The organism is Haematobacter missouriensis (assembly GCF_000740775.1).
GTDB lineage: Bacteria > Pseudomonadota > Alphaproteobacteria > Rhodobacterales > Rhodobacteraceae > Haematobacter > Haematobacter missouriensis.
In genome coordinates, this window is the sequence record NZ_JFGS01000034.1 from 1 (window position 1) to 20317 (window position 20317).

Below are 20317 nucleotides of genomic sequence, written 5' to 3' on the forward strand. Positions count from 1 at the left end.
ACAATTTCTACCACTTCCGAGACACGACCTGGTACAACCTTTCTGGCTTCTTCCCGCGCTGGCGATTTCCGGGCTGAAGCTCAAGGATATCATGGGCTACATGGTGCTGATCCTTTTCTATCTTGGTGTGATCTTCGGCGTCACTTGCGGCATCTGGGGTGTCATCGGGGCCGCTGCCTGATGCCGTGGATGGTAGAAACCTACGACAGGCCGGGCGCGGGGGATCTGCGCCTTCGCCTCCGGCCGGAACACCTCGCCTATCTGGAGGAGAACAAGGCCCTCCTCCTTGCCTGCGGAGCCAAGCTCGATGACGTGGGAGAGGCCGCGAGCGGCGGTGTCTATCTGCTGGATGTGGAAAGCCGCGACGCCGCAGAAGCCTTCATCGCCGCCGATCCCTTCTTTCGGGGCGGGCTGTTCGAGAGCGTCTTCGTCACGCGCTGGCGCAAGGCCTATCTCGACGGACGGAACACATTGCAGGAGGGCTGACATGCTCTATCAGGTCGAAATGACGGTAAACATTCCCCAGAATATGGAGGAGGACACCGTGGCTGACATCAAGGCGAGAGAGAAGTCCTATTCGCAGGATCTGCAGCGGCAGGGCATCTGGCGGCATATCTGGCGCGTCGCCGGAAGCTATGCGAATGTCAGCATCCTCGATTGCCGCGACAATGCCCATCTGCACGAGGTGCTAACGGCGTTACCGCTCTATCCCTACATGGATATCTCCGTAACTCCGCTCTGCCGGCATCCCTCCTCCGTTCGCGAGGGCGATCTATGACGGCGTTCGAACGCCGTGCCGCCGTCATAACCGGAGGAAGCGGGGGCATCGGCGCGGCAATCACCGCAAGGCTGAAGCGCGGCGGTTTTCAGACCGTCGTCCTCGATATCACGGAACCCGAGGCGACGGTCGATGCCTTTGTTCGGGTGGACCTTTCCGATCTGGACGCGGCCCGTTCGGCGGCTGAAGATATCGCGAACCGCTTCTCCGTCACCTGCCTTGTCAACAACGTGGGGGTGGTCATGCCCGCCCCGTTGGAAGCCGTGCGGGCGGAGGATGTGGGGCGCCTGATGAACATCAACCTGCGCCCCTCCATCGTCTGCGCGCAGGCGTTCCTTCCGGGGATGAAAGCGGCAGGCGGCGGGCGCATCGTGATGAACACAAGCCGTGTGACGCTGGGCAAGGAGCTTCGCACACTCTACTCCGCGACCAAAGGGGCGGCACAGTCCATGGCGCGTACATGGGCGCTGGAGCTCGGCCCGCATGGCATCACGGTCAACTGCGTCGCTCCGGGTCCGATCGGCACCGAAGCCTTCTGGCGGAACAATCCCCCCGACGCGCCGCGAACGAAGGAGATCATCAATCATATCCCGGTCCGCCGTATCGGCACTGGGGAGGATGTGGCAAACGCCGTCTCTTTCTTCTGTGCGCCAGAAGCGGGGTTCGTCACCGGGCAGACCCTGTTCGTCTGTGGCGGCGTGACCGTCGGCTAAGGTGAAAGGGGCCGCGAGGGCCCCTTTTCCTCAGGCCAGGTGCTTCTTCAGCAGCGCGGCGACTTCGGCGGGCTGCTCGACGCAGGGCAGATGTCCCGCGCCAGCGATTTCCACATAGGTCGCGTTCCGGATCCCCGCTGCCGTCGCCTTGACCAGCGCAGGCGGCGTGGAGGCGTCATCCGCCCCGGCGATCACCAGCGTGGGCTGGGCGATATGCGCGAGATCCGCGGTGTGGTCGGCATCCCGTATCGCCTCGCAGACCTGCGCATAGCCTTCGGCTGGCGTCCGCTCCAGCATGGTCCGCCACATGGCGAAATCCTCGGTCGTCTCATAGCCGGGAGCGAACCAGCGTTGCAGGATCGCGGCGCTGATGGAGGCGATGCCATTGGTCCGCACTGCTTCGATCCGGGGATTCCAGACCTCCGGTGAGCCGATTTTCGCCGCGGTATCCGACAGGACGAGATGGCTCATGCCCTCCGCCCTCCGGAGGGCGAGCCGCTGCATGATCAGCCCTCCGACCGACAGACCGACGCCTGCGAAGCGCCGGATGCCATAGTGGTCGAGCAACGCTTCCGTATCATCCGCCATCGTCTCGATGGTCAGCACGGGGCGCGCCACGCTCAGCCCATGGCCGCGCTTGTCCTGTCGCAACAGACCCCAGCTTTCGGGAAGCAGGGCCACGACCCTGTCCCAGACGCGCAGATCGGTGCCAAGTGAATTCGCAAAGATGACAGTCGGCGCGCCGTCCTGCGGGGCTCGCCAGCCGTGGTGGATACCATCGACAGCAGTGAAGATCTCTTGGCGCAAATCAGTCTCCTTCAACGGGATCGCTCCCGTCCAGACAGGACAGGAGCAGGTGCAGCGGGCGGCTTTCGCTGTCCGCACGATAGACGAGTGAGATGTTGGCAGTAACGCCGGTCTCCACCAGCGGGCGGTAAACGACCCCGCTCATTTGGATGTTGCGGATGGCTTCGGGCACGATGGCCACGCCGAGCCCCGCCGCGACGAGGCTTACGATGGAGGCAAACTGCGGCGAGCGCTGCACGATGTTCGGCGTGATGCCCGCGACAGCGCAAGCCGTGTGCATCGCCGCCGAAAAACCTGTCTGCGGCGGAAGATGCGTGGCAACGAAAGGGTCGCGCGACAACTCGGACAGCGCGACGCGCTTTTCTCCGGCAAGGGGATGGTCGGAGGGCAGGGCAATCCACAGGCTCTCCTCGCAGAGCGTCCTACTTGCCACATTTTCCGGCATGTCGGGGTAGGGCAACCGCACGATCCCCGCGTCCAGATTTCCCGCGGCGATCTCCGGTATCTGCTGGTCGAGGTCCATGAGGCGCAGCGTCAGCACCGTTTCGGGCGCCCGCGCGCGGTAACCACGGACAAGCTGCGTCAGCACACCGTTGAAGGCCGCCGCGCCGATATAGCCAAGCGCCAGTTCCCCCATCATGCCGCGCCCGGCGCGAAGCGCGATGTCTTCTGCCCGCCGGGCCTGTCGCAGAACGGCACGAGCTTCGGGCAGGATCAGCGCCCCCGCCGGTGCGATACGCACCCGCCGGCGGTTCCGATCGAACAGCACGGCGCCGACGACCTCTTCCATCTGCTGCAGTTGCAGCGTGAGTTGCGGCTGCGAGATGTTCAACCGCACTGCCGCATGACCAAAGTGCAATTCCTCTGCCAGAACGACGAGAAGTTCGTAGTGTTTGAGCGTGAGCACGTATCATTCAGCCGCTGTTATCAGAAAGACAGATAACAAAATCCGCCGGAAGGGCAACGGCTTCTCGCCATGAGGTATGGCAAACGTGATGCGGCCCTTATCCCTGCGTGATCGACCGGAGACTGCGAGCCACATCCTGAAGCGCCAGAAAAGCATCGTATCGCCGGGAGTGAAGCGCCGCGATATCGCCGCCGGCTGGCCAGACCGTCTCTCCTGTTGAGGAAAGCCGCGACATGCCGTCCCGCATGTCGGTGACGAGACCGCCGGCCATGGCACCCAGAATGGCGGAGCCGAGTAGCACCGGTTCGTCAGATTTCGCCGAAAGCACCGGCAGGCCCGTCGTATCTGCAAGGAGTTGGCGGACGAGCGGCAGTTGACCGGCTCCGCCCGAGATCATGATCCGCTCCACATGCGCGCCGGCCTGCTCCTGCGTCTCGACGATCTGCCGTAATCCGTAGCCGATACCGCAAAGACCCGCGACATAGAGCGCAGCGAGGTTGTCGATATCTCGCTCCATACCCAGACCGGCAATGACGGCGCGGGCATGCGGATCGGCGAAGGGCGCGCGGTTTCCGAGGAACTCCGGCACCACATGAAGCCCGTCCGCCAGCAGCACGGCCTCCGGAAGGGAAGCTGCCCGGCGCGTAGCCCTCGCGGCAAGGAACGTCGGAAGGCTTTCTCCCTCCGCCCGCGCCATCTCGGCCGCTTCCTGCGTGGCGGGGTGGGAGGCGATGAGCTGCTCGATTGCAGCGCCCGCGGCGGATTGGCCGCCTTCGTTCAGCCACATGCCGGGGACCATCGCAGAGAAGTACGGGCCCCATACACCGGGGACGAAAACGGGTTCCGGCGTGGTCGTCATGGTGCAGGAGGAGGTGCCGAACACATAGGCGAGATTAGCCACGGGATCGCCCTCCGCCCCGACGGTGCCTATGCCCCCCGCATGCGCATCGATCAGGCCCGCGCCCACCGGCGTACCGGGAAGAAGGCCGAGTTCCGACGCAGCCCTTTCCGTCAGCCCGTCGCCGAGCGGCGAGCCCGGTTCGACGATCCGCGTGCCGATGCGGGCAAACTGCTCATCGGCCAGTCGGCCCAATCCGATCTGGCGGAAATAGCTCGCGTCCCAGCGGCTTTCATGCGCGAGATAGGTCCACTTGCACGTCACCGTGCAGGTCGAGCGGGCGATATCCCCCGTCGCGCGCCATGTGAGAAAGTCGGCCAGATCGAAGAACCCCCATGCGGCGTCGAACACCTCCGGCCGGTTCTCCCGCAGCCACAGGAGCTTCGGCGTTTCCATCTCCGGCGAGATGCGACCGCCCACGTAGGCAAGCACCGGATGGCCTTCGGCGTTGATGCGCTCGGCCTGTCCGACGGCGCGATGATCCATCCACACGATGATGTCGCGGGCGGGGTCTTCGGAGGGGCCGACGGGCAGGGAAGCGCCGCCTTCGCCCAGAACGACGAGCGAGCATGTGGCGTCGAACCCGACGCCCAGTACATCCTCCGGCCCAAGAGCCGCCCGTGTCATCGCCTCCCGCACCGCATGGCACACAGCAGACCAGATATCGGCGCTCGACTGCTCAACGATACCGCCCGGCTCCCGCCATAGCTGTATGGGGTGGCTCGCCGAAGCTATTGGCCGCCCGGAAAGATCGAAAAGCCCGGCCCGCGCGCTGCCCGTGCCGACATCGATGCCCAGAACCGCCTGCATCTCAGAGATCCACGCTGTTGGGCAGAATGATGAGATCGCGCACCACCACACCCCGCGGGCGTGTGAGCATGAAGACCACCGCCTCCGCCACCTCCCTGGGCTGCATGAGGGAACCGTTGGCCAGCGCCTCTTCCATCTTCGCCTTCGGCCAGTCATCCAGCAGAGCGGTGACGACCGGGCCGGGCAGAACGGCACCCACGCGGACCCCGTGGGGAGCAACCTGACGGCGGGTCGTGTGAACGAACGCCTGAACGGCGAATTTGGATGCGGTGTAGATCGGCTCCCACACCACCGGCACAACGCCGGCGACGGAAGACGTGAAAAGGATGTCACCGGTCTTCCGCTCGATCATATACGGCAGAACCGCGTGGACAGACCGGAAGGCGGCGTTGACGTTGAGGTTCAGCATCCGGTCCCACGCATCCGGGTCACCTTCGGCCACCGGACCGCCGATATAGGCCCCAGCATTGGCGTGAAAGATGTCGAGCGACCCCGCGAGGTCGAGGATGCGCGGGAGGATGCCCGAAACCTGCGCCCCGTCCAGCAGATCGACGGTAAGCGGCAGTGCTGCCGGCCCGATCTCGGCGCACAGCGTCTTCAGCCGCTCCTCCGCCCGGTCGATCAGCACCACGGTCGCTCCTTCGGCCACCAGCGTCCGGGCGCATTCCAGCCCGATGCCAGAGGCCGCGCCGGTGATTGCGGCAACCTTGCCGCTGAGCGCTTCCGCCATGTTTTCGTCCCTTTATGCGCGGCCGTGGCTGACGCGCGACTGCCGCGCGAGACTGTCCACGATAACCGCGATGGCCAGCACCCCGCCCGTGATCATGTAACGGAGCGAAGAGCTGAGGTTGAGAAGCGTCAGGCCGTTGGAGATGGCCTGAATGACAATGATCCCCAGAAGCGCCGAATAGGCGCTCCCCCTTCCGCCGAAGAGCGACGTGCCACCGATCACTGCCGCCGCGATGGCGTTCAGGTTGACGTCGCCCGTCCCCGCCTGCTGGCTTGCCGAAGCAAGCCGCGCGGCGGACAGCACACCCCCGAGCGCCGCCAGCGTGGAGCAGAGCACGAAGGCGGAAATGGTGATCCGCCGCACATCGATACCCGCCCGCCGCGCGGCCTCCGCATTGCCCCCGGTCGCGAACATCGACCGTCCCCATTTCGTTCGGGTGAGCGCATAATCCATCACCACGACGAGAGCGACGAACAGCACGAACATGTACGGGATGCCGCGTCCCTGATTGAGATACCACACTGCGAATTCGATCCCGAGCGTCAGCACCGCAGCCTTGAGGATCAGCACGCTGAGTCCGGGATAGGAGAGATTGGCCGCCGCGCGCCGCTGCATCGTCCTGAGGCCAAGCAGAAGCATGGCCGCACCCGGAAGCGCAGCCAGAATGTAGGAAAGCCAGTCCGGCATCACAAGGATCTGGCCGAAGCGCACCAACGGTGACGCGTAAGGCAGGTTGATCGACCCGCTCGGGCCCAGAATATAGAGCTGCAACCCCAGCAGCGCCAGCAACCCGGAAAGGGTGGAGACGAAGCTCGGCATCCCGAACCGGTTGAGCAACACCCCGTAAACCAGACCCACCAACGCGCCGAAGACCAGCGCCGCCAGAATGGCGAGCGGCAGAGCGACACCCATATTCACCCAGAGCACGCCGACGATGGCGGAGGCCAGCCCGCTCATTGATCCCACTGACAGATCGATCTGACCCAGCATCAGGACCGCCACGATACCGAGCGAAATGAATCCAACCGTCGCACAGTCGAAGAGCAGGTTCACGAGGTTGTTGGGGGCGAGAAATACCGGGTTCAGCACACTGAACACGACCGAGATCACGATCAGACCGACAATGACCGGCAGCATGCCGAGATCACCGGAGCGTACCCGGTCGATGAAGCCGGTGAATGCGCCACCCAGTCCCTCATCACTGCGCAGACGACTGTCGGAGCGGTCAAGACGTGCGGCATCGGCCTTGCGGTCGGAAAGGGTCATTGCTGAAGTTCCTGCTCCTTGCGAGCGCGCCGGCGAGAGACGGCATTCTCCGTCGCGCCGGTGATCGCGGCGATCAGTTCCGCATGTGGTACATCGGCATCGAAGGTGCCGCTGTTCCGGCCGAGCCTGAGTACGGCAATGCGATCGGCCACGGCGCGCACGTCTTCCATGTTATGGCTGATGATGATGACGCCAAGGCCCCGGTCCCGCACCCGTTCTATCAGGTTCAGCACCTCGGCCGTCTGCGCAACGCCAAGCGCGGCAGTTGGTTCATCGAGCATGATGATGCGGGGATTGAGCAGGAGCGAGCGTGCAATGGCCACCGTCTGCCGCTGCCCGCCGGAAAGCGAGGCGATGGGTTCCCTGACCGAAGGGATCCGCGCGGCCAGTTCGCTCAGCAGCGTCCACGCCCGCACCTCCATGGCCACCTCATCGAGCCGGAGGGGGGACAGCTCCTGCCCGAGGAAAAGGTTCGCCACCACATCGAGGTTCTCGCACAGCGCGAGATCCTGAAACACGGTGGCGATGCCCATCTCCAGCGCCTTGCGCGGGCTGTCGAGCGTGACCGGCTTGCCCATGAATTCTATGGTGCCCGAACTGGGTTGATGGACGCCGGCCAGCACCTTCACCAACGTCGATTTTCCCGCGCCGTTGTCACCGACCAGCGCCACCACCTCTCCCGCCCGCACGTCGAGCGAAATGTCGCTGATCGCAGAGACCGCGCCGAATTGTTTGGAAATCCCCTTGAGCCGAAGGATGGGCGTGTCGGCCATCATGTCTCCGGGAACACTCCTGATGGCCTGCGGTACGGCTGCAGCGCCGTCAGTATCTTTCTCCGCTGTCATGTCGGGTCACCCTTTCCTGTAATCGGCCCCCATCCCAACACAGCGGGAAGGAGGCGCGCCATCACTGGATGCCGAGCTTCGCGCAGGCGGCGGCATATTCGCCAGTGCAGACCTCTGACGCCTTCTGGATACCCTTGTCGAAGATCTCTGCCTTGATGTTCTCTGCCGTTACCACTGCCGGAACGAAAAGCTGCGAGGGCGTATCATAAAGGGTGGCCTTCGCGTCCGGCGTCTCACCTTTCAGAAAAGCGGCAACAACTTCCGCTGCGGACGCCGCGACGACCTCCGACGGTTTGGAGATGGTATTGTACTGATCCCCGGCGATGATGAGCTGCAATGCCGCGATCGTCGCGTCATTTCCGGTGACGGGCGGCACCGGATTAACCCCGGCAGCCTTGAAGGCAGCAATGGCGCCCCCCGCTGTGCCGTCATTCGCTGCCACGACACCCTTGATGTCGGCGCCGAAGCGGGTGATCTGGCCTGCGGCCCATTCCTGCGCCTTGGGAGGTGCCCATTCGGGCGTATCGAATTCCGAAAGCGTCTTGTAGTCCGACGCCTGCAATGCCGCATGAATACCGTCGCGGATCAGACCCGCAGCCGCGTCGGTGGGGGATCCGTTGATCTGAAGCACCCCGGCACCTGCCGGCACTCCCGCCGCTTTCATATGTTCCACGAGCGACTGCGCGATTGCCTGACCGATCGCCTTGTTGTCGAAGGAGACATAATAGTCGGCAGGCTTGTCCGGGATCGGGCGATCATATGCGATGACCTTGACGTCCTGGGACTGTGCAATCTCCACCAACGCAGCGGCGGCGGCGCTGTCTACCGGATCGAGCACGATGACTTTGGCGCCTTGCGTGATGACCGAGTTGAATTGTTGCTGCTGCAATGCCGCGTTGCCGTTGGCGTTCTGGTAGATCACCGTGCAACCCGCACAGAGCTTCGCCATCGCCGCCTTGAAGCCGGGGAAGTCGTGTTGCTCGTAGCGGGTCGAGGCCTGATCCGGCATCAGAAAGGCCACGGTTGCATTGTCTTGCGCCATGGCAGCCGTGCCAAGTGCGGCAGCTGCAAGGCTCGTGGCGACGCGGGCCGAAAGACGCGAAGCGAACGCGCCCGAAAAATGTGTGGATGTCATCTCTTTCCTCCCAGCGAGATGTCGTAGCTGTGCGGGGTCGCGTCCGCTTGCCCGATGCTATCAGCTACACCGATTGTGCAAATCCGCTCAATCGGTATAGCATGATTGAGAGACATCCTGCAGCATGTCAAGAGCATCCAGCGCGCATGAGGGAGACCGACGATGAAGGGAGCGGAGGGCGACAGCCTTACCGGGAAAGAAGCGGTCCAGCGAAAACGGACCACGATCTATGACCTCGCCGCTCTCGCGGGCACCTCCCCAAGCGCGGTGAGCGCCGTGCTGAACGGCAGCTGGAAGAAGCGGCGGATCAGCGCGGGACTGGCGGACCGGATCAACCGGGTGGCAGAAGAGCAGGGCTATGCGGTGAACCGGCAGGCCAGCGCGCTGCGGTCCGCCCGCTCGGGTATCGTGGGCATGATCGTCCCGAAATACGACAACCGGTATTTTGGTGCCATTGCCGAGCAATTCGAGGCCGGCGCGCGGGAGCGGGGGTTGTTTCCCGTCATCACCTGCACCCAGCGCAACCCGAAGCTGGAGCTGGAGGCCGCGCGGGAATTGTTGTCCTATCAGGTGGATTGTCTCGTCGCGACCGGGGCCACCGATCCCGACCGGATCGCCGAGCTCTGCGCGGCCTCCGGGGTGCGGACGCTCAACCTCGATCTGCCGGGACGGATGGCGCCCTCGGTGGTTTCGGACAATTTCGGCGGTGCGCGCGATCTGTCACACCTCATCCTGACGCGCACGGAGACGGCCTTCGGGCGCAGAAAGCCGTTGATGTTTCTGGGGGGCAGGCGGACCGACCACAATACGCGCGAACGGATCCGGGGGTTTCGCGCCGCGCATGAGGCGGCTGGAATCCCCTTGCAGGAGGCGCATATCCTTCCCTGCGGCTATGCCGCCGACAAGGTGGAGGACGCTCTCGACGCGTTGGGGGGTCCGCTTGCTGATGGTATCTTCGTCAACTCCACCATCGCGCTGGAAGGGGTCGTGCGGTGGCTGAAAAGGCGGCGACTTGATCCAGAGGCGTGCCTTTTCGGCTGTTTCGACTGGGATCCCTTCGCGGCAATGCTGACGGGCAACGTCGGCATGGTGCGCCAGAACGTACCCGCCATGCTGACGGCGCTATTCGCCCTGCTCGATGGACGAGCGAAAGCACCGCCGCCCAGAGGACAGATCGTCGTGCCCGTGCTGATGGAACCCGTCGGCTAGTTGGCTCAAATCCCGAGATATGCCGCGCGTATTCGCGGGTCCGCGATCAGCGCCTCTGCTGGACCCGAGATGGTGATGCCGCCCGTTTCCATCACATAGCCCCGGTCCGCGATCTTCAGAGCACCAAAGGCATTCTGTTCCACCAGCAGCACCGTGACGCCTCTCGCCTTCAGCTCCTTTACCACTTCGAAGATCTGTTGGACGATGATCGGAGCCAACCCCATCGACGGCTCATCCAGCAGCAGGCACGCCGGGCGTCCCATCAGCGCGCGGGCCATGGCGAGCATCTGTTGTTGCCCACCCGACAGGCCGCCAGCGGCCAGATTGCGCTTCTCGCGCAGGATCGGGAACATGCCGAATGCATCCTGCATGTCCTTTTCCACCTGCTCGTCCGAATAGAGATAGGCACCGAGCCGCAGGTTCTCCTCCACCGTGAGATTGGTGAATATTTGCCGCCCTTCCGGCGACTGCGTCAGCCCGAGCGCGGGCCGCCGGTATGCGGGCACAGTGGTGATCTCCTTCCCGCGGAAGACGATCGAGCCTGCAGTCACGGGTTGAACACCCGAAAGACATTGGAGCAGTGTCGTCTTGCCCGCGCCATTCGCACCGACCACCGTCACGATTTCGCCCTCATCAACGCGGAGGTCCACGCCATGAAGCACTTCGATCCGCCCATAGCGGGAGCGCAGCCCGTCAACCTTCAGCATGTTCAGCCCCCAGGTAAGCGGCGATCACCGCAGGATTGCGGCTGACCGTGGCGGGGTCGCCTTCGGCGATCTTTTCGCCATGGTCCAGGACGACGATATGGCTGGAGATCCGCATCACCATCTTCATGTCGTGTTCGACCAGCAATATGGCGACTCCCGATGCCGCCACAGCTGCGATGAGGTGGTCGATCTCCTCCGTCTCCACGGCATTGCATCCGGCAGCGGGTTCGTCGAGCAGCAGAATCTTCGGCTCCAATGCCAGCGCGCGGGCGATCTCCAGTCTTTTGAGCGAGCCGTACGACAGGCTGCCCGCCTCTCTCCCCGCCGTGCGGTCGAGACCCACGCGCGCGAGCAGGGCCATCGCGCCTTCCTCCGCCTCCCGCGCGCGGCGACGTGCGGCAGGAAGCGACAGCATATCCGCGAGCACTGTCCCCCGCTCCCGCAGGTGATAGCCGGTCACCGCATTTTCCAGCACGGTCATCGACTGGAAAATCTGCAGGTTCTGGAAGGTCCGGCTCATTCCGCGGCGCGCGAGCAGATGGGGGGCGAAGCCGGTCACATCCTCGCCCGCCAATATGACGCGCCCCGAACCGGGTTGGTAAAGGCCCGATATCATGTTGAACAGCGTGGTCTTTCCCGCCCCGTTCGGCCCGATGACGGACGCGATTTCTCCGGGGCGGACAGAGAAGCTCACGTCGTTTACAGCTTTCAGCCCGCCAAAGGCGATGCCCAGCCCCTCCACGGAGAGAAGCGGATTACCGTTGCGTATCATTCCCTGTTCCTCCGCAGCTTGCGCAGAAGGGAGGGCAGCAACCCCTGCGGCAGGAAGATCATCACCAGAACCATGATCAGCCCCAGAACCATCTGCTCATATTCGGCAAACACCGTCAGCACCTGCGGCAACACCGTCAGAAGCGCGGTACCGAAAATCGCGCCTAGAACCGAGCCGACGCCGCCAAGGACCGCCATCGTCACCATCTCTATCGAGTGCATGAAACCTGCGACATCGGGAGTGATGAACTTGTTCTGAAGCGCCAGAAGTGAACCGGAAACAGAGGCATAGACCGCGGAAATCACGAATGCCTTGAGCTTCATCCGCGAGACGTCGATCCCGACGGTGCTCGCCGCGACCTCCGATCCATGAAGCGCGCGCAACGCCCGCCCTGTCGAGCTGTCACGCAGATTGAGCGCCAGCCACGCGCCGAGGATCATGCAAATGCCGCAGAAGAAATACCAGAACTCGCCATTCGACAGGTCGAGCCCCATGCCCTTCAACACAGCCCGAAGGCCGAGCTCCGGCACTGCCATCCCATCCGGTCCGCCGGTGAGCGCACGCTCATTGTTCAGCACCATGGAGACCAGAATGCCGAAGCCCAGCGTGGCGACCCCCAGATAGTAACCCTTCAGCCGCAGGATCGGGCGTCCCACGAGATAGGCGAGAGCAGCGGAAACGGCCCCGCCCAGAACGATGGAAAGCGCGGGTGACACCCCCAGATGTGCCGGGGCCAGCGCACAGGCATAAGCGCCGATCCCGGCGAAACCGGCATGTCCAAGGCTGATCTGCCCGGCATAGCCGATCAGGATGACGATGCCCGTCACCGCAATCGCGTTCACAAACACCAGTGCCCCCACCCGGTAGTAGAAGCTGGAGGGAAACAGCAGCGGCGACAATGCGACAAGCGCGATCAGCACCGTCAGCGTGGCGGTTTTCGTATCAAACCTCATGGCATCAGACCCGTTCTGTCGATTTGCGCCCGAACAGCCCCTGAGGGCGCACGAAGAGAACGAGCAGGATCATCACGAAGGCCACCGCATCCTTGTACTGTGAGGAGAGGTAACCCGCGGTAAGCGCCTCTATCAGCCCGAGCAGGAAGCCGCCCACCAGCGCGCCCTTGGGATTGCCCATGCCGCCCAACATCGCGGCGGCGAAACCTTTCAGCGCGAACCCGATCCCGACACCGTAGGCCGTGAGCGTGATCGGCGTCGCCAACACCCCGGCCAGCGCTCCGATGGCGGCGGACAGCGCAAAGGACAGGGTCATCACGAAGGTCGTGTTGATCCCCACCAATTGGGCTGCCAGCCGGTTGTTGGACGTGGCGAGCACCGCGCGTCCGAGCAGCGTCCGGCTAAAGAATGCCCACAGCCCGACGAAGACCGCGATCGCGCCACCGATGACCCACAGGCTCTGCGGCAGGATCGTGGCTCCTCCGATGCGGAGCGGCGTGTCACCGGAAAACGCGGGAAAGCTGTGGATCTGCTTGTCGAAGACCACTTGCGCGCCGCCCTGTATGAAGATCGACACCCCTATGGTGATGATGATGATCGACACCACGGGCGCGCCGCGTGCTGGTTCGATGGCGAGCTTGTTGATCGCCACGCCCACCGCCGCTGTCACCACGATGGCGGTCAGGGCGGCAAGCGGCAGAGGTACTCCCGCCGCGTGAGCGAACCACGTGATCATCCCGCCCAGCATGACGAATTCGCCCTGGGCGAAATTGACCACGTCGGAAGCGTTGTAGATGATCGTGAAACCAAGCGCGACGAGCGCGTAAACCGCGCCGACCGTCACACCGGAAAAGATGAACTGTAGGAATTCCGACACTTGGGCTGCTCCCGTAGGCGGTAACCTGAGGGTCGCCCCGCCGTGGAGCGGGGCACTGGCTGTCGTCCGGGGGCCGGGATCTCTCGGCCGGTGCGATCAGGTCAGTCGACCGGAACCCAGTTGCCGTCCTTGATTTCCAGCATACGGAAGGCCGACAGGTCGAGGCCGAGATGGTCCTCGGGTCCGAACGTGTAGATCCCGGTCGTCCCGGCAAGACCGGAGGTCGCCTCGATCGCGTCGCGGATGTCGCCCGGGTCGGTCGATCCGGCACGGCTGATCGCATCGGTGAGGATCAGGAAGGCATCATGGGCATAGCCGCCGAATGTGCCGACAGGGGTTCCGGTCGCCGCCTCATAGGCCGCCTTGTAGCTTGTGACCGGCGCCTTCTGCGGATCCCCGTCGGCCAGCAGATCGGCGATGAGCAGCGCGGTCCCGGGCAAGCGGATCCCTTCGGCGGCTTCCGTGCCGGCCAGTTCGATGAAGCCCGCCGAGGCGACGCCATGCGACTGATAGAAGGGCAGCCCGATTGCCAGCTGCTTGTAGTTCCGCGTGACGATGGATGGCCCCTGCCCGAAGCCGGGGTTCAGAACGGCCTGCACGCCGGGCGTACCCTTTATCTTGGTCAATTGCGCGGTCATGTCGGAATCGCGGGGGTCGTAGGTCTCGTCTGCCACGACTTCGATACCGTAATCGCCGACGACCGCCTTGCACTGGGCCTGCATGGACGCGCCAAACCCGTCCGTGCCGGAGATCATCCCGATCTTCGTATAGCCCTGCTTCTTCATATCCTCGAAGATTTTCTGGCAGGCCATGCGATCGGTATGCGGTGTCTTGAAGGTGAAGGGTTTGACCGGCTGGATGATGTCGATGGCCCCGGCGAGAGAGATGAACGGCACCTCCGCATCTTCCGCCACCGCCAGGATCGACATGGAGGTGCCGGTGCTCGTCCCACCGATGATTGCCACGACCTCGTCATCCTCGATCAGCCGGGTCGCAAAGGTGCGGGCCTTGTTGGGATCGCCGCCGTCGTCATAGAGCACTAGTGTGATCTGCTCGCCGCCCAGCCCTCCCGCCGCATTCGCCTTTTCGACCAGCATGCTCAGCGTCTTGGCCTCAGGGTCGCCAAGAAAGGCTGCAGGCCCCGTTGCGGAGATGCTGGCGCCGATCTTGATATCTGCGGATGCACCGGATGGCAGCAGCGCCGCCACGCCAAGAGCCAGACCAGCCAGCGTGGTGGCGGTCATTACCTTATTCATCGGTTTCTCCTCCCAGAAACAATATTGTCAGGCGATTATTTGCGGGGTGGCCGATTTTCCCGATCTCGGCACGACGGAACGGACGCGCGCGCAGGCACGTGTTGGCCGTTCGCTGTCGAACAGGTCACTCATGGCAGGTCCCCCCAGGGCGTCTCCCTCGCCCTGCTTTATCATTGACCGACCGGTCGGTGTATGCAACATGATTCTTGGAGGGCCCGTCAGATATTGGGCCGGGAGACGAAAATGACATCGACAGTAGGCTCGGCACTGGCCGAAGGCGTCTTGACGCTGACCCTTAATCGTCCCGAAAAACTGAACTCCTTCAATGAGGAGATGCACACAGCGCTCCGTGCGGGGTTTCAGCGGGCCACGGACGACCCCGCGATTCGGGCGGTGCTGCTGACGGGCGCGGGCAGGGCGTTCTGCGCCGGGCAGGATCTGGGCGACCGGGATCCCCGCAAGTCGGAAGCCGCCCCCGACCTCGGCGCGACGCTGGAGACATGGTACAATCCCACCCTTCGCCTGATCCGTGCGCTGGAGAAACCAGTCGTCTGCGCGGTGAACGGAGTCGCTGCCGGGGCAGGCGCCAACATTGCGCTGGCCTGTGATATTGTGATCGCTGCCCGCTCCGCGAAGTTCATTCAGGCCTTCTCCCGCATCGGCCTTGTCCCCGACGCGGGGGGAAGTTGGAGCCTCGCACGGATACTGGGGGAACCGAGAGCCAAGGCGCTCGCCCTGACGGCAGAGCCGCTGATGGCGCAGACTGCGGCCGATTGGGGTCTTGTCTGGCAGGCCGTCGATGATGCAGATCTCATGCCTGCCGCCACGACCCTTGCGAAGAGCCTCGCCGCAGGCCCGACGCTCGGCCTCGGCCTGACGAAGCGGCTCATTCAGGCTGCTGCGACCAATGATCTGGATGCGCAGCTTGACCTTGAGCGCGATTGTCAGCGAGAGGCGGGGCGGAGCGCTGACTATGCCGAAGGCGTTACTGCCTTTCTGGAAAAACGTGCTCCGGTCTTCCGCGGTAAATGAGCTTTGACATGAAACCTGTCAGTCAGATGACCCCGGAAGAAGTGGCAAAAGCCTCCGCCGCCGCCATGTGGCAAGGCGATACGGCGAGCCGGGGGCTCGGCATGGAACTCTGCCACGTGGCGCCCGGCGAGGCGACCATGACGATGACGGTGACCCCGGCCATGTCGAACGGTCACGGCAATTGCCACGGCGGCTTCATGTTCGCCCTCGCCGATAGCACCTTTGCCTTCGCCTGCAACAGCTACAATCAGGCCGTTGTCGCCCAGCACTGTTCCATCACGTATATCGCTCCCGGACAGGTGGGCGATGTGCTCACGGCGGAAGCGCGCGAGGTCTCGCGCCGCGGCCGGTCGGGCATCTACGACATTCGCATCACCAATCAGCGGGGCGAGCATATTGCCGAGTTCCGCGGCCATTCCCGCAGCGTGAAAGGCACACACCTGCCCGTCGAAGACTGACGGGACTCCGCTGCGTTCAGACACTCCAAGGGAGGAGCACCATGGAAGACCTGACCCCTCGCAAAGAGGATCTGGACCCGATCGAAACCGCCTCGCGGGATGAGATCGAGGCCCTTCAATTCGATCGCATGAAGCGGTCGCTGGCGCATGCCTATGCGAACTCGGCCTTTTACCGCCGCCGGTTCGATGAAGCGGGCGCACACCCAGATGATCTGCATTCGCTGAAGGATCTGGCGAAGTTCCCGTTCACGGTGAAGCAGGACCTCCGCGATACCTATCCCTTCGGTATGTTCGCGGTCCCGCGGGAGAAGCTCGCCCGGATACACGGCTCCTCCGGCACGACCGGCAAGCCCACCGTGGTGGGGTACACGCAGAACGACATTGACGTCTGGGCGGGGCTGATCGCGCGGTCCATCCGGGCGGGTGGCGGGCGGCGGGGCGACATCCTGCACAATGCCTACGGTTACGGCCTGTTCACCGGTGGTCTCGGCGCGCATTACGGCGCAGAGAAGCTGGGCTGCACGGTCGTTCCCATGTCAGGCGGCATGACCGAACGTCAGGTCACACTCATCAGCGACTTCGAGCCGCGCGTCATCATGGTGACGCCGAGCTACATGCTCTCCATCCTGGATGAATTCCGCAGGCAGGGTGTCGATCCCCGCAAATCCTCCCTCGCTGTCGGCATATTCGGCGCGGAACCGTGGACGAACGCCATGCGGAGGGAGATCGAGGATGCCTTCGACATGCACGCCGTGGACATCTACGGCCTGTCGGAGATCATGGGTCCCGGCGTCGCCATGGAATGTGTCGAGACAAAAGACGGGTTGCATTTCTGGGAAGACCATTTCTATCCCGAGATCATCGACCCAGTCACCGGCGTGCCGGTGCCAGACGGCGAAATGGGCGAACTCGTCATCACCACGCTGACCAAGGAGGGGTTGCCCATGGTGCGATATCGCACCCGGGATCTCACCCGGCTTCTCCCGGGCACGGCGCGGAGCATGCGGCGGATCGAGAAGATCACCGGGCGGTCGGATGACATGATCATCCTGCGCGGGGTCAACGTCTTTCCGACGCAGATCGAGGAGCAGGTGCTGAAATGCCGGGGGCTTGCGCCGCATTTTCAGATCGAACTCAGCCGATCGGGCAGGATGGACAATCTCACCGTGCATGTGGAGTGCATGCCGGATCACGCAGCAGAAGACGCACGTACGAAGTCCGCGCGGGAGCTTGCGCATCACATCAAGTCGATCGTCGGCGTGTCCACCCGGATCGAAGTGCATGACTGCGATGGTATCTCCCGCTCCGAGGGCAAGGCGAAGCGGGTCATCGACAACCGGCCGAAAAGCTGAAATCAGTCCGCCGGCTCTGGGTCGGCGGACTGCTCCGCCTCAGGGCGATGTCAGGAGGGGCGATCCATGGCGCGAACGCGGGCCCAGGATTTTGAGGAAAAGCGGCGCGTGATCCTTGATTGCGCGGCGCAGGTCTTTGCCGAACAAGGCATGGACAAGGCTTCGATGTCTCAGATAGCGGCCCAGGCCCAAGTATCCAAGGCGCTTCTCTATCACTACTATCCTGGCAAGGATGCGCTGATTTTCGCTATAATCATCACGCATCTGACAGAGCTGGACAGGGTTGTGGCGGAGGCGGACGACCCTGCACTCTCCCCCGATCAGCGCCTCCGCCAGCTTGTCGGTTCAGTGTTGGAAGCCTATCGCGGCGCAGATAACGAGCACAAGGTGCAGCTCAACGCTGCCTCCACCCTCTCCGAAACGCAACGAGAGGAAATTCTGACGATCGAACGTCGTATCGTCCGCCGCTTCTCCACCGTCCTCGACCAGTTGAACCCGGAGCTCAAGGACAGGGAGAGGCCACTGCTCACGCCGGTCACAATGTCGCTCTTTGGCATGATGAACTGGATGTACATGTGGTTCCGCGAGGGTGGACGTATCAGCCGCGAGGATTACGCCGACGTGGCGACGACGCTGATCATTGAAGGAATACGCGCCGTCCGCTGACAGCCTGCAGAAAAAGGAAGGGGCGGGTCCGTCGCCGGACCCCATCCTCTCATTCTGCCGCGTGCGCAGCCGCGATCGGCCAGCTTTTCGCCACCATGGTCAGCACGTCATACTGCGCGACGACCTCTCCCTTCTGGTTGGTGACGCGGCAGTCCCAGCGCACCTCGCCGTGGTCGGCATTGGCGCGCGGATTGATCTCCTTGCATGTCAGCCGGACCTGAAGTGTGTCGCCAAAATAGACCGGCGTGAGGAAACGGAGATTATCCACGCCGTAATTGGCAAGGACAGGCCCGGGATTCGGCTCCACGAACAGCCCGGCGGCAAAGGAGGCGATGAGATAACCATGCGCCACCCGACCGTCGAAGAACGGGTTCGCCTTGGCGGCGGCCTCATCCATATGGGCGTAGAAGGTATCGCCGGTGAAATCGGCGAAATGCTCCACATCCTCTTGGGTCACCTGCCGTGCAGCGGTGATGAGCTGGTCGCCGATCTGCAAATCTTCCAGAGACTTGCGGAAGGGGTGGATATCGCTCCGCACCTGCGCCCCGTCCGTCCAGCGACCGGTGACAGCCGAGAGAAGCCGGGGCGCGCCCTGCACGGCGGTGCGCTGCATGTAATGCTTCACGCCGCGCATCCCACCCATTTCCTCGCCACCTCCCGCGCGGCCCGGGCCGCCATGCACCAGCGGTGCGAGCGGCGATCCATGGCCGGTGGAGGTCTTGGCGGAGGCCCGGTTCCCGATGAGGATCCGCCCATGGAACGGGGCAGCTTCCAGAACCGCTGACTCTGCGACGCGGGGGTCATCCGTAAAGACGGATGCGACAAGCGATCCCTTGCCCATGCGGGTAAGAGCCATCGCCTCTTCCAGGTCGTCGTATGGTATGACGGTGGAGACCGGGCCGAACGCCTCGACCTCATGTACTGCCGCGGCACTGAAGGGCTGGGCTGCATGCAGCAGGACAGGGTTGAGGAAGGCCCCCTTATCCGCGTCGCCCGTTGCCAGCGTGACCGTGTCGGGATCGCCCGCGACGATTTCCGCGACCTTGGAAAGCTCCGCGATCCGGGCGCGCACTTCCTCTCTCTGTGCGAGGCTGGCGAGCGCTCCCATGCGGGTGGCTTCGTCCTCCGGCAGACCGGGCGGCATCTTCGCGAGCCGCGACCGCAACGCGTCCACAAGCGCCTCGACCTGGCCTCGGGGGGCGATGACACGCCGGATTGCGGTACATTTCTGCCCCGCTTTGGACGTCATCTCCCGTGCCACTTCCTTCACGAACAGATCGAACTCCGGCGTGCCCGCGATCGCATCCGGCCCGAGAACAGAGGCGTTCAGGCTATCGGCCTCCATGGTGAAGCGGGTGGAATTGCCCACGATGGAAGGATGGGTACGAAGCGATTGCCCCGTCGCGGCCGAACCGGTGAAGGTCACGACATCCTGCCCGGTCACATGATCGAGCATATCACCCACCGAGCCGCAGACGAGCTGGAGCGCACCTTCGGGCAGAAGGCCCGTCTCCACGATGCGGCGCACCACAAGCTCCGTGAGATAGGCCGTCTGGCTTGCCGGTTTCACCACGCAGGGCATGCCCGCGACGAGACTGGGCGCAATCTTTTCCAACATGCCCCAGACGGGAAAGTTGTAGGCGTTGATATGCACCGCGACGCCCTGAAGCGGGGTCAGGATATGCTGTGCGACAAAGCTGCCGTCGCGCGAAAGCCCTTCCACGTCGCCCTCGGTGAGAACGCGGGCATTGGGGAGTTCGCGGCGCGCTTTCGAGGCATAGGTCAGCATCGTGCCGATGCCGCCTTCGATATCCACCCAGCCATCGGCACGGGTCGCGCCGGTGCGGAAGCTCTCGGCGTAGAACTCCTCCTTCCGCTCCATCAGCGCCATGCCCAACGCACGAAGCATCAGGGCGCGGTCATGAAAGCTCATTGCGCGCAGACGTGCGCCCGCCTTGCGCCCGTGATCGAGCACATCGGCAAAGTCGATCCCGGAGGAATCGATGGTCGCGACTTCTGCGCCGGTTGCTGCATCAAGCAGGGTGGCGCCCGTCTTCTGACCCGGCGCCCATTCGCCACAGACATAGCTTTCGAGACGGCGCGAGGGCTGAACGGTTGCGGTCATTGGGGTTCCTCAAACTTGTCT

At 63.7% G+C, this 20317-nt stretch carries 22 protein-coding genes; 9 read left to right on the plus strand and 13 right to left on the minus strand.

Annotated elements, in window-relative coordinates:
• The 4 genes from CG51_RS15655 to CG51_RS15670 all read left to right on the plus strand — a co-directional run.
• Window positions 1–181, plus strand: a 181-nt coding sequence (locus tag CG51_RS15655) for a TIGR00366 family protein (protein ID WP_035746545.1), incomplete at its 5' end; no start/stop codon positions are given.
• Complete coding sequence (locus tag CG51_RS15660) at window positions 181–486, plus strand: YciI family protein (protein ID WP_035746546.1); 306 nt, start codon at window positions 181–183, stop codon at window positions 484–486. The genes CG51_RS15655 and CG51_RS15660, both read left to right, overlap by 1 nt.
• Before the next feature lies 1 nt (window position 487).
• Complete coding sequence (catC, locus tag CG51_RS15665; RefSeq protein ID WP_035746547.1) at window positions 488–778, plus strand: muconolactone Delta-isomerase; 291 nt, start codon at window positions 488–490, stop codon at window positions 776–778.
• A complete protein-coding gene (locus CG51_RS15670; RefSeq protein ID WP_035746548.1) occupies window positions 775–1491 on the plus strand; it encodes an SDR family NAD(P)-dependent oxidoreductase in 717 nt (238 codons plus the stop codon). The genes catC and CG51_RS15670 overlap by 4 nt, the downstream gene beginning before the upstream one ends.
• A gap of 30 nt (window positions 1492–1521) precedes the next feature.
• On the opposite strand, the gene pcaD is transcribed toward CG51_RS15670, so the two are convergent.
• The 7 genes from pcaD to CG51_RS15705 form a co-directional block, all read right to left on the minus strand.
• A complete protein-coding gene (pcaD, locus tag CG51_RS15675) occupies window positions 1522–2298 on the minus strand; it encodes a 3-oxoadipate enol-lactonase (RefSeq protein WP_233141314.1) in 777 nt (258 codons plus the stop codon).
• 1 nt (window position 2299) lies between these two features.
• Window positions 2300–3205, minus strand: coding sequence for a LysR family transcriptional regulator (locus CG51_RS15680; RefSeq protein ID WP_051930713.1), 906 nt, complete (start codon window positions 3203–3205; stop codon window positions 2300–2302).
• Between the two features lie 97 nt (window positions 3206–3302).
• The gene (locus CG51_RS15685; RefSeq protein WP_051930715.1) at window positions 3303–4913 is read right to left on the minus strand and encodes an FGGY-family carbohydrate kinase; all 1611 of its coding nucleotides are present in this window, start codon (window positions 4911–4913) and stop codon (window positions 3303–3305) included.
• A gap of 1 nt (window position 4914) precedes the next feature.
• Window positions 4915–5643, minus strand: coding sequence for an SDR family oxidoreductase (locus CG51_RS15690; protein WP_035746550.1), 729 nt, complete (start codon window positions 5641–5643; stop codon window positions 4915–4917).
• Between the two features lie 12 nt (window positions 5644–5655).
• Window positions 5656–6909 carry a sugar ABC transporter permease gene (locus CG51_RS15695; protein ID WP_035746552.1) on the minus strand — a complete coding sequence of 418 codons (1254 nt, stop codon included), beginning with the start codon at window positions 6907–6909 and terminating at the stop codon, window positions 5656–5658.
• Entirely contained in the window at window positions 6906–7682 is a 777-nt protein-coding gene (locus CG51_RS15700) for an ATP-binding cassette domain-containing protein (RefSeq protein WP_233141315.1), read from the minus strand. Before CG51_RS15700 ends, CG51_RS15695 begins: the two co-directional genes overlap by 4 nt.
• Window positions 7683–7815: 133 nt before the next feature.
• On the minus strand, window positions 7816–8796 hold the full coding sequence (locus tag CG51_RS15705; RefSeq protein ID WP_416171668.1) for an ABC transporter substrate-binding protein: 981 nt from the start codon (window positions 8794–8796) through the stop codon (window positions 7816–7818).
• 255 nt (window positions 8797–9051) lie between these two features.
• Between CG51_RS15705 and CG51_RS15710 the strand changes: the two genes are divergently transcribed.
• Complete coding sequence (locus tag CG51_RS15710) at window positions 9052–10098, plus strand: substrate-binding domain-containing protein (RefSeq protein ID WP_051930717.1); 1047 nt, start codon at window positions 9052–9054, stop codon at window positions 10096–10098.
• 5 nt (window positions 10099–10103) lie between these two features.
• Here the strand turns inward: CG51_RS15710 and CG51_RS15715 are convergent, their stop codons facing one another.
• From CG51_RS15715 to CG51_RS15735, 5 genes are all read right to left on the minus strand, one after another.
• Complete coding sequence (locus tag CG51_RS15715) at window positions 10104–10805, minus strand: ABC transporter ATP-binding protein (RefSeq protein WP_035746554.1); 702 nt, start codon at window positions 10803–10805, stop codon at window positions 10104–10106.
• Complete coding sequence (locus CG51_RS15720) at window positions 10792–11577, minus strand: ABC transporter ATP-binding protein (protein WP_035746555.1); 786 nt, start codon at window positions 11575–11577, stop codon at window positions 10792–10794. Before CG51_RS15720 ends, CG51_RS15715 begins: the two co-directional genes overlap by 14 nt.
• Complete coding sequence (locus tag CG51_RS15725; protein WP_035746556.1) at window positions 11574–12530, minus strand: branched-chain amino acid ABC transporter permease; 957 nt, start codon at window positions 12528–12530, stop codon at window positions 11574–11576. Before CG51_RS15725 ends, CG51_RS15720 begins: the two co-directional genes overlap by 4 nt.
• Window positions 12531–12534: 4 nt before the next feature.
• The gene (locus tag CG51_RS15730) at window positions 12535–13407 is read right to left on the minus strand and encodes a branched-chain amino acid ABC transporter permease (RefSeq protein ID WP_035746557.1); all 873 of its coding nucleotides are present in this window, start codon (window positions 13405–13407) and stop codon (window positions 12535–12537) included.
• 101 nt (window positions 13408–13508) lie between these two features.
• On the minus strand, window positions 13509–14663 hold the full coding sequence (locus CG51_RS15735) for an ABC transporter substrate-binding protein (protein WP_035746559.1): 1155 nt from the start codon (window positions 14661–14663) through the stop codon (window positions 13509–13511).
• 243 nt (window positions 14664–14906) lie between these two features.
• Between CG51_RS15735 and paaG the strand changes: the two genes are divergently transcribed.
• The 4 genes from paaG (at window position 14907) to CG51_RS15755 (ending at window position 18171) form a co-directional block, all read left to right on the plus strand.
• On the plus strand, window positions 14907–15695 hold the full coding sequence (gene paaG / locus CG51_RS15740; RefSeq protein ID WP_035746561.1) for a 2-(1,2-epoxy-1,2-dihydrophenyl)acetyl-CoA isomerase PaaG: 789 nt from the start codon (window positions 14907–14909) through the stop codon (window positions 15693–15695).
• Window positions 15696–15721: 26 nt separating this feature from the next.
• On the plus strand, window positions 15722–16153 hold the full coding sequence (gene paaI, locus CG51_RS15745; RefSeq protein WP_198947696.1) for a hydroxyphenylacetyl-CoA thioesterase PaaI: 432 nt from the start codon (window positions 15722–15724) through the stop codon (window positions 16151–16153).
• Window positions 16154–16194: 41 nt separating this feature from the next.
• Window positions 16195–17505, plus strand: a complete 1311-nt coding sequence (gene paaK / locus CG51_RS15750; protein WP_035746564.1) for a phenylacetate--CoA ligase PaaK — start codon at window positions 16195–16197, stop codon at window positions 17503–17505.
• Window positions 17506–17571: 66 nt separating this feature from the next.
• Complete coding sequence (locus tag CG51_RS15755; RefSeq protein ID WP_035746565.1) at window positions 17572–18171, plus strand: TetR/AcrR family transcriptional regulator; 600 nt, start codon at window positions 17572–17574, stop codon at window positions 18169–18171.
• Window positions 18172–18220: 49 nt separating this feature from the next.
• Here the strand turns inward: CG51_RS15755 and paaZ are convergent, their stop codons facing one another.
• Window positions 18221–20296, minus strand: a complete 2076-nt coding sequence (gene paaZ / locus CG51_RS15760; RefSeq protein ID WP_035746566.1) for a phenylacetic acid degradation bifunctional protein PaaZ — start codon at window positions 20294–20296, stop codon at window positions 18221–18223.
• Window positions 20297–20317: the final 21 nt, after the last annotated feature.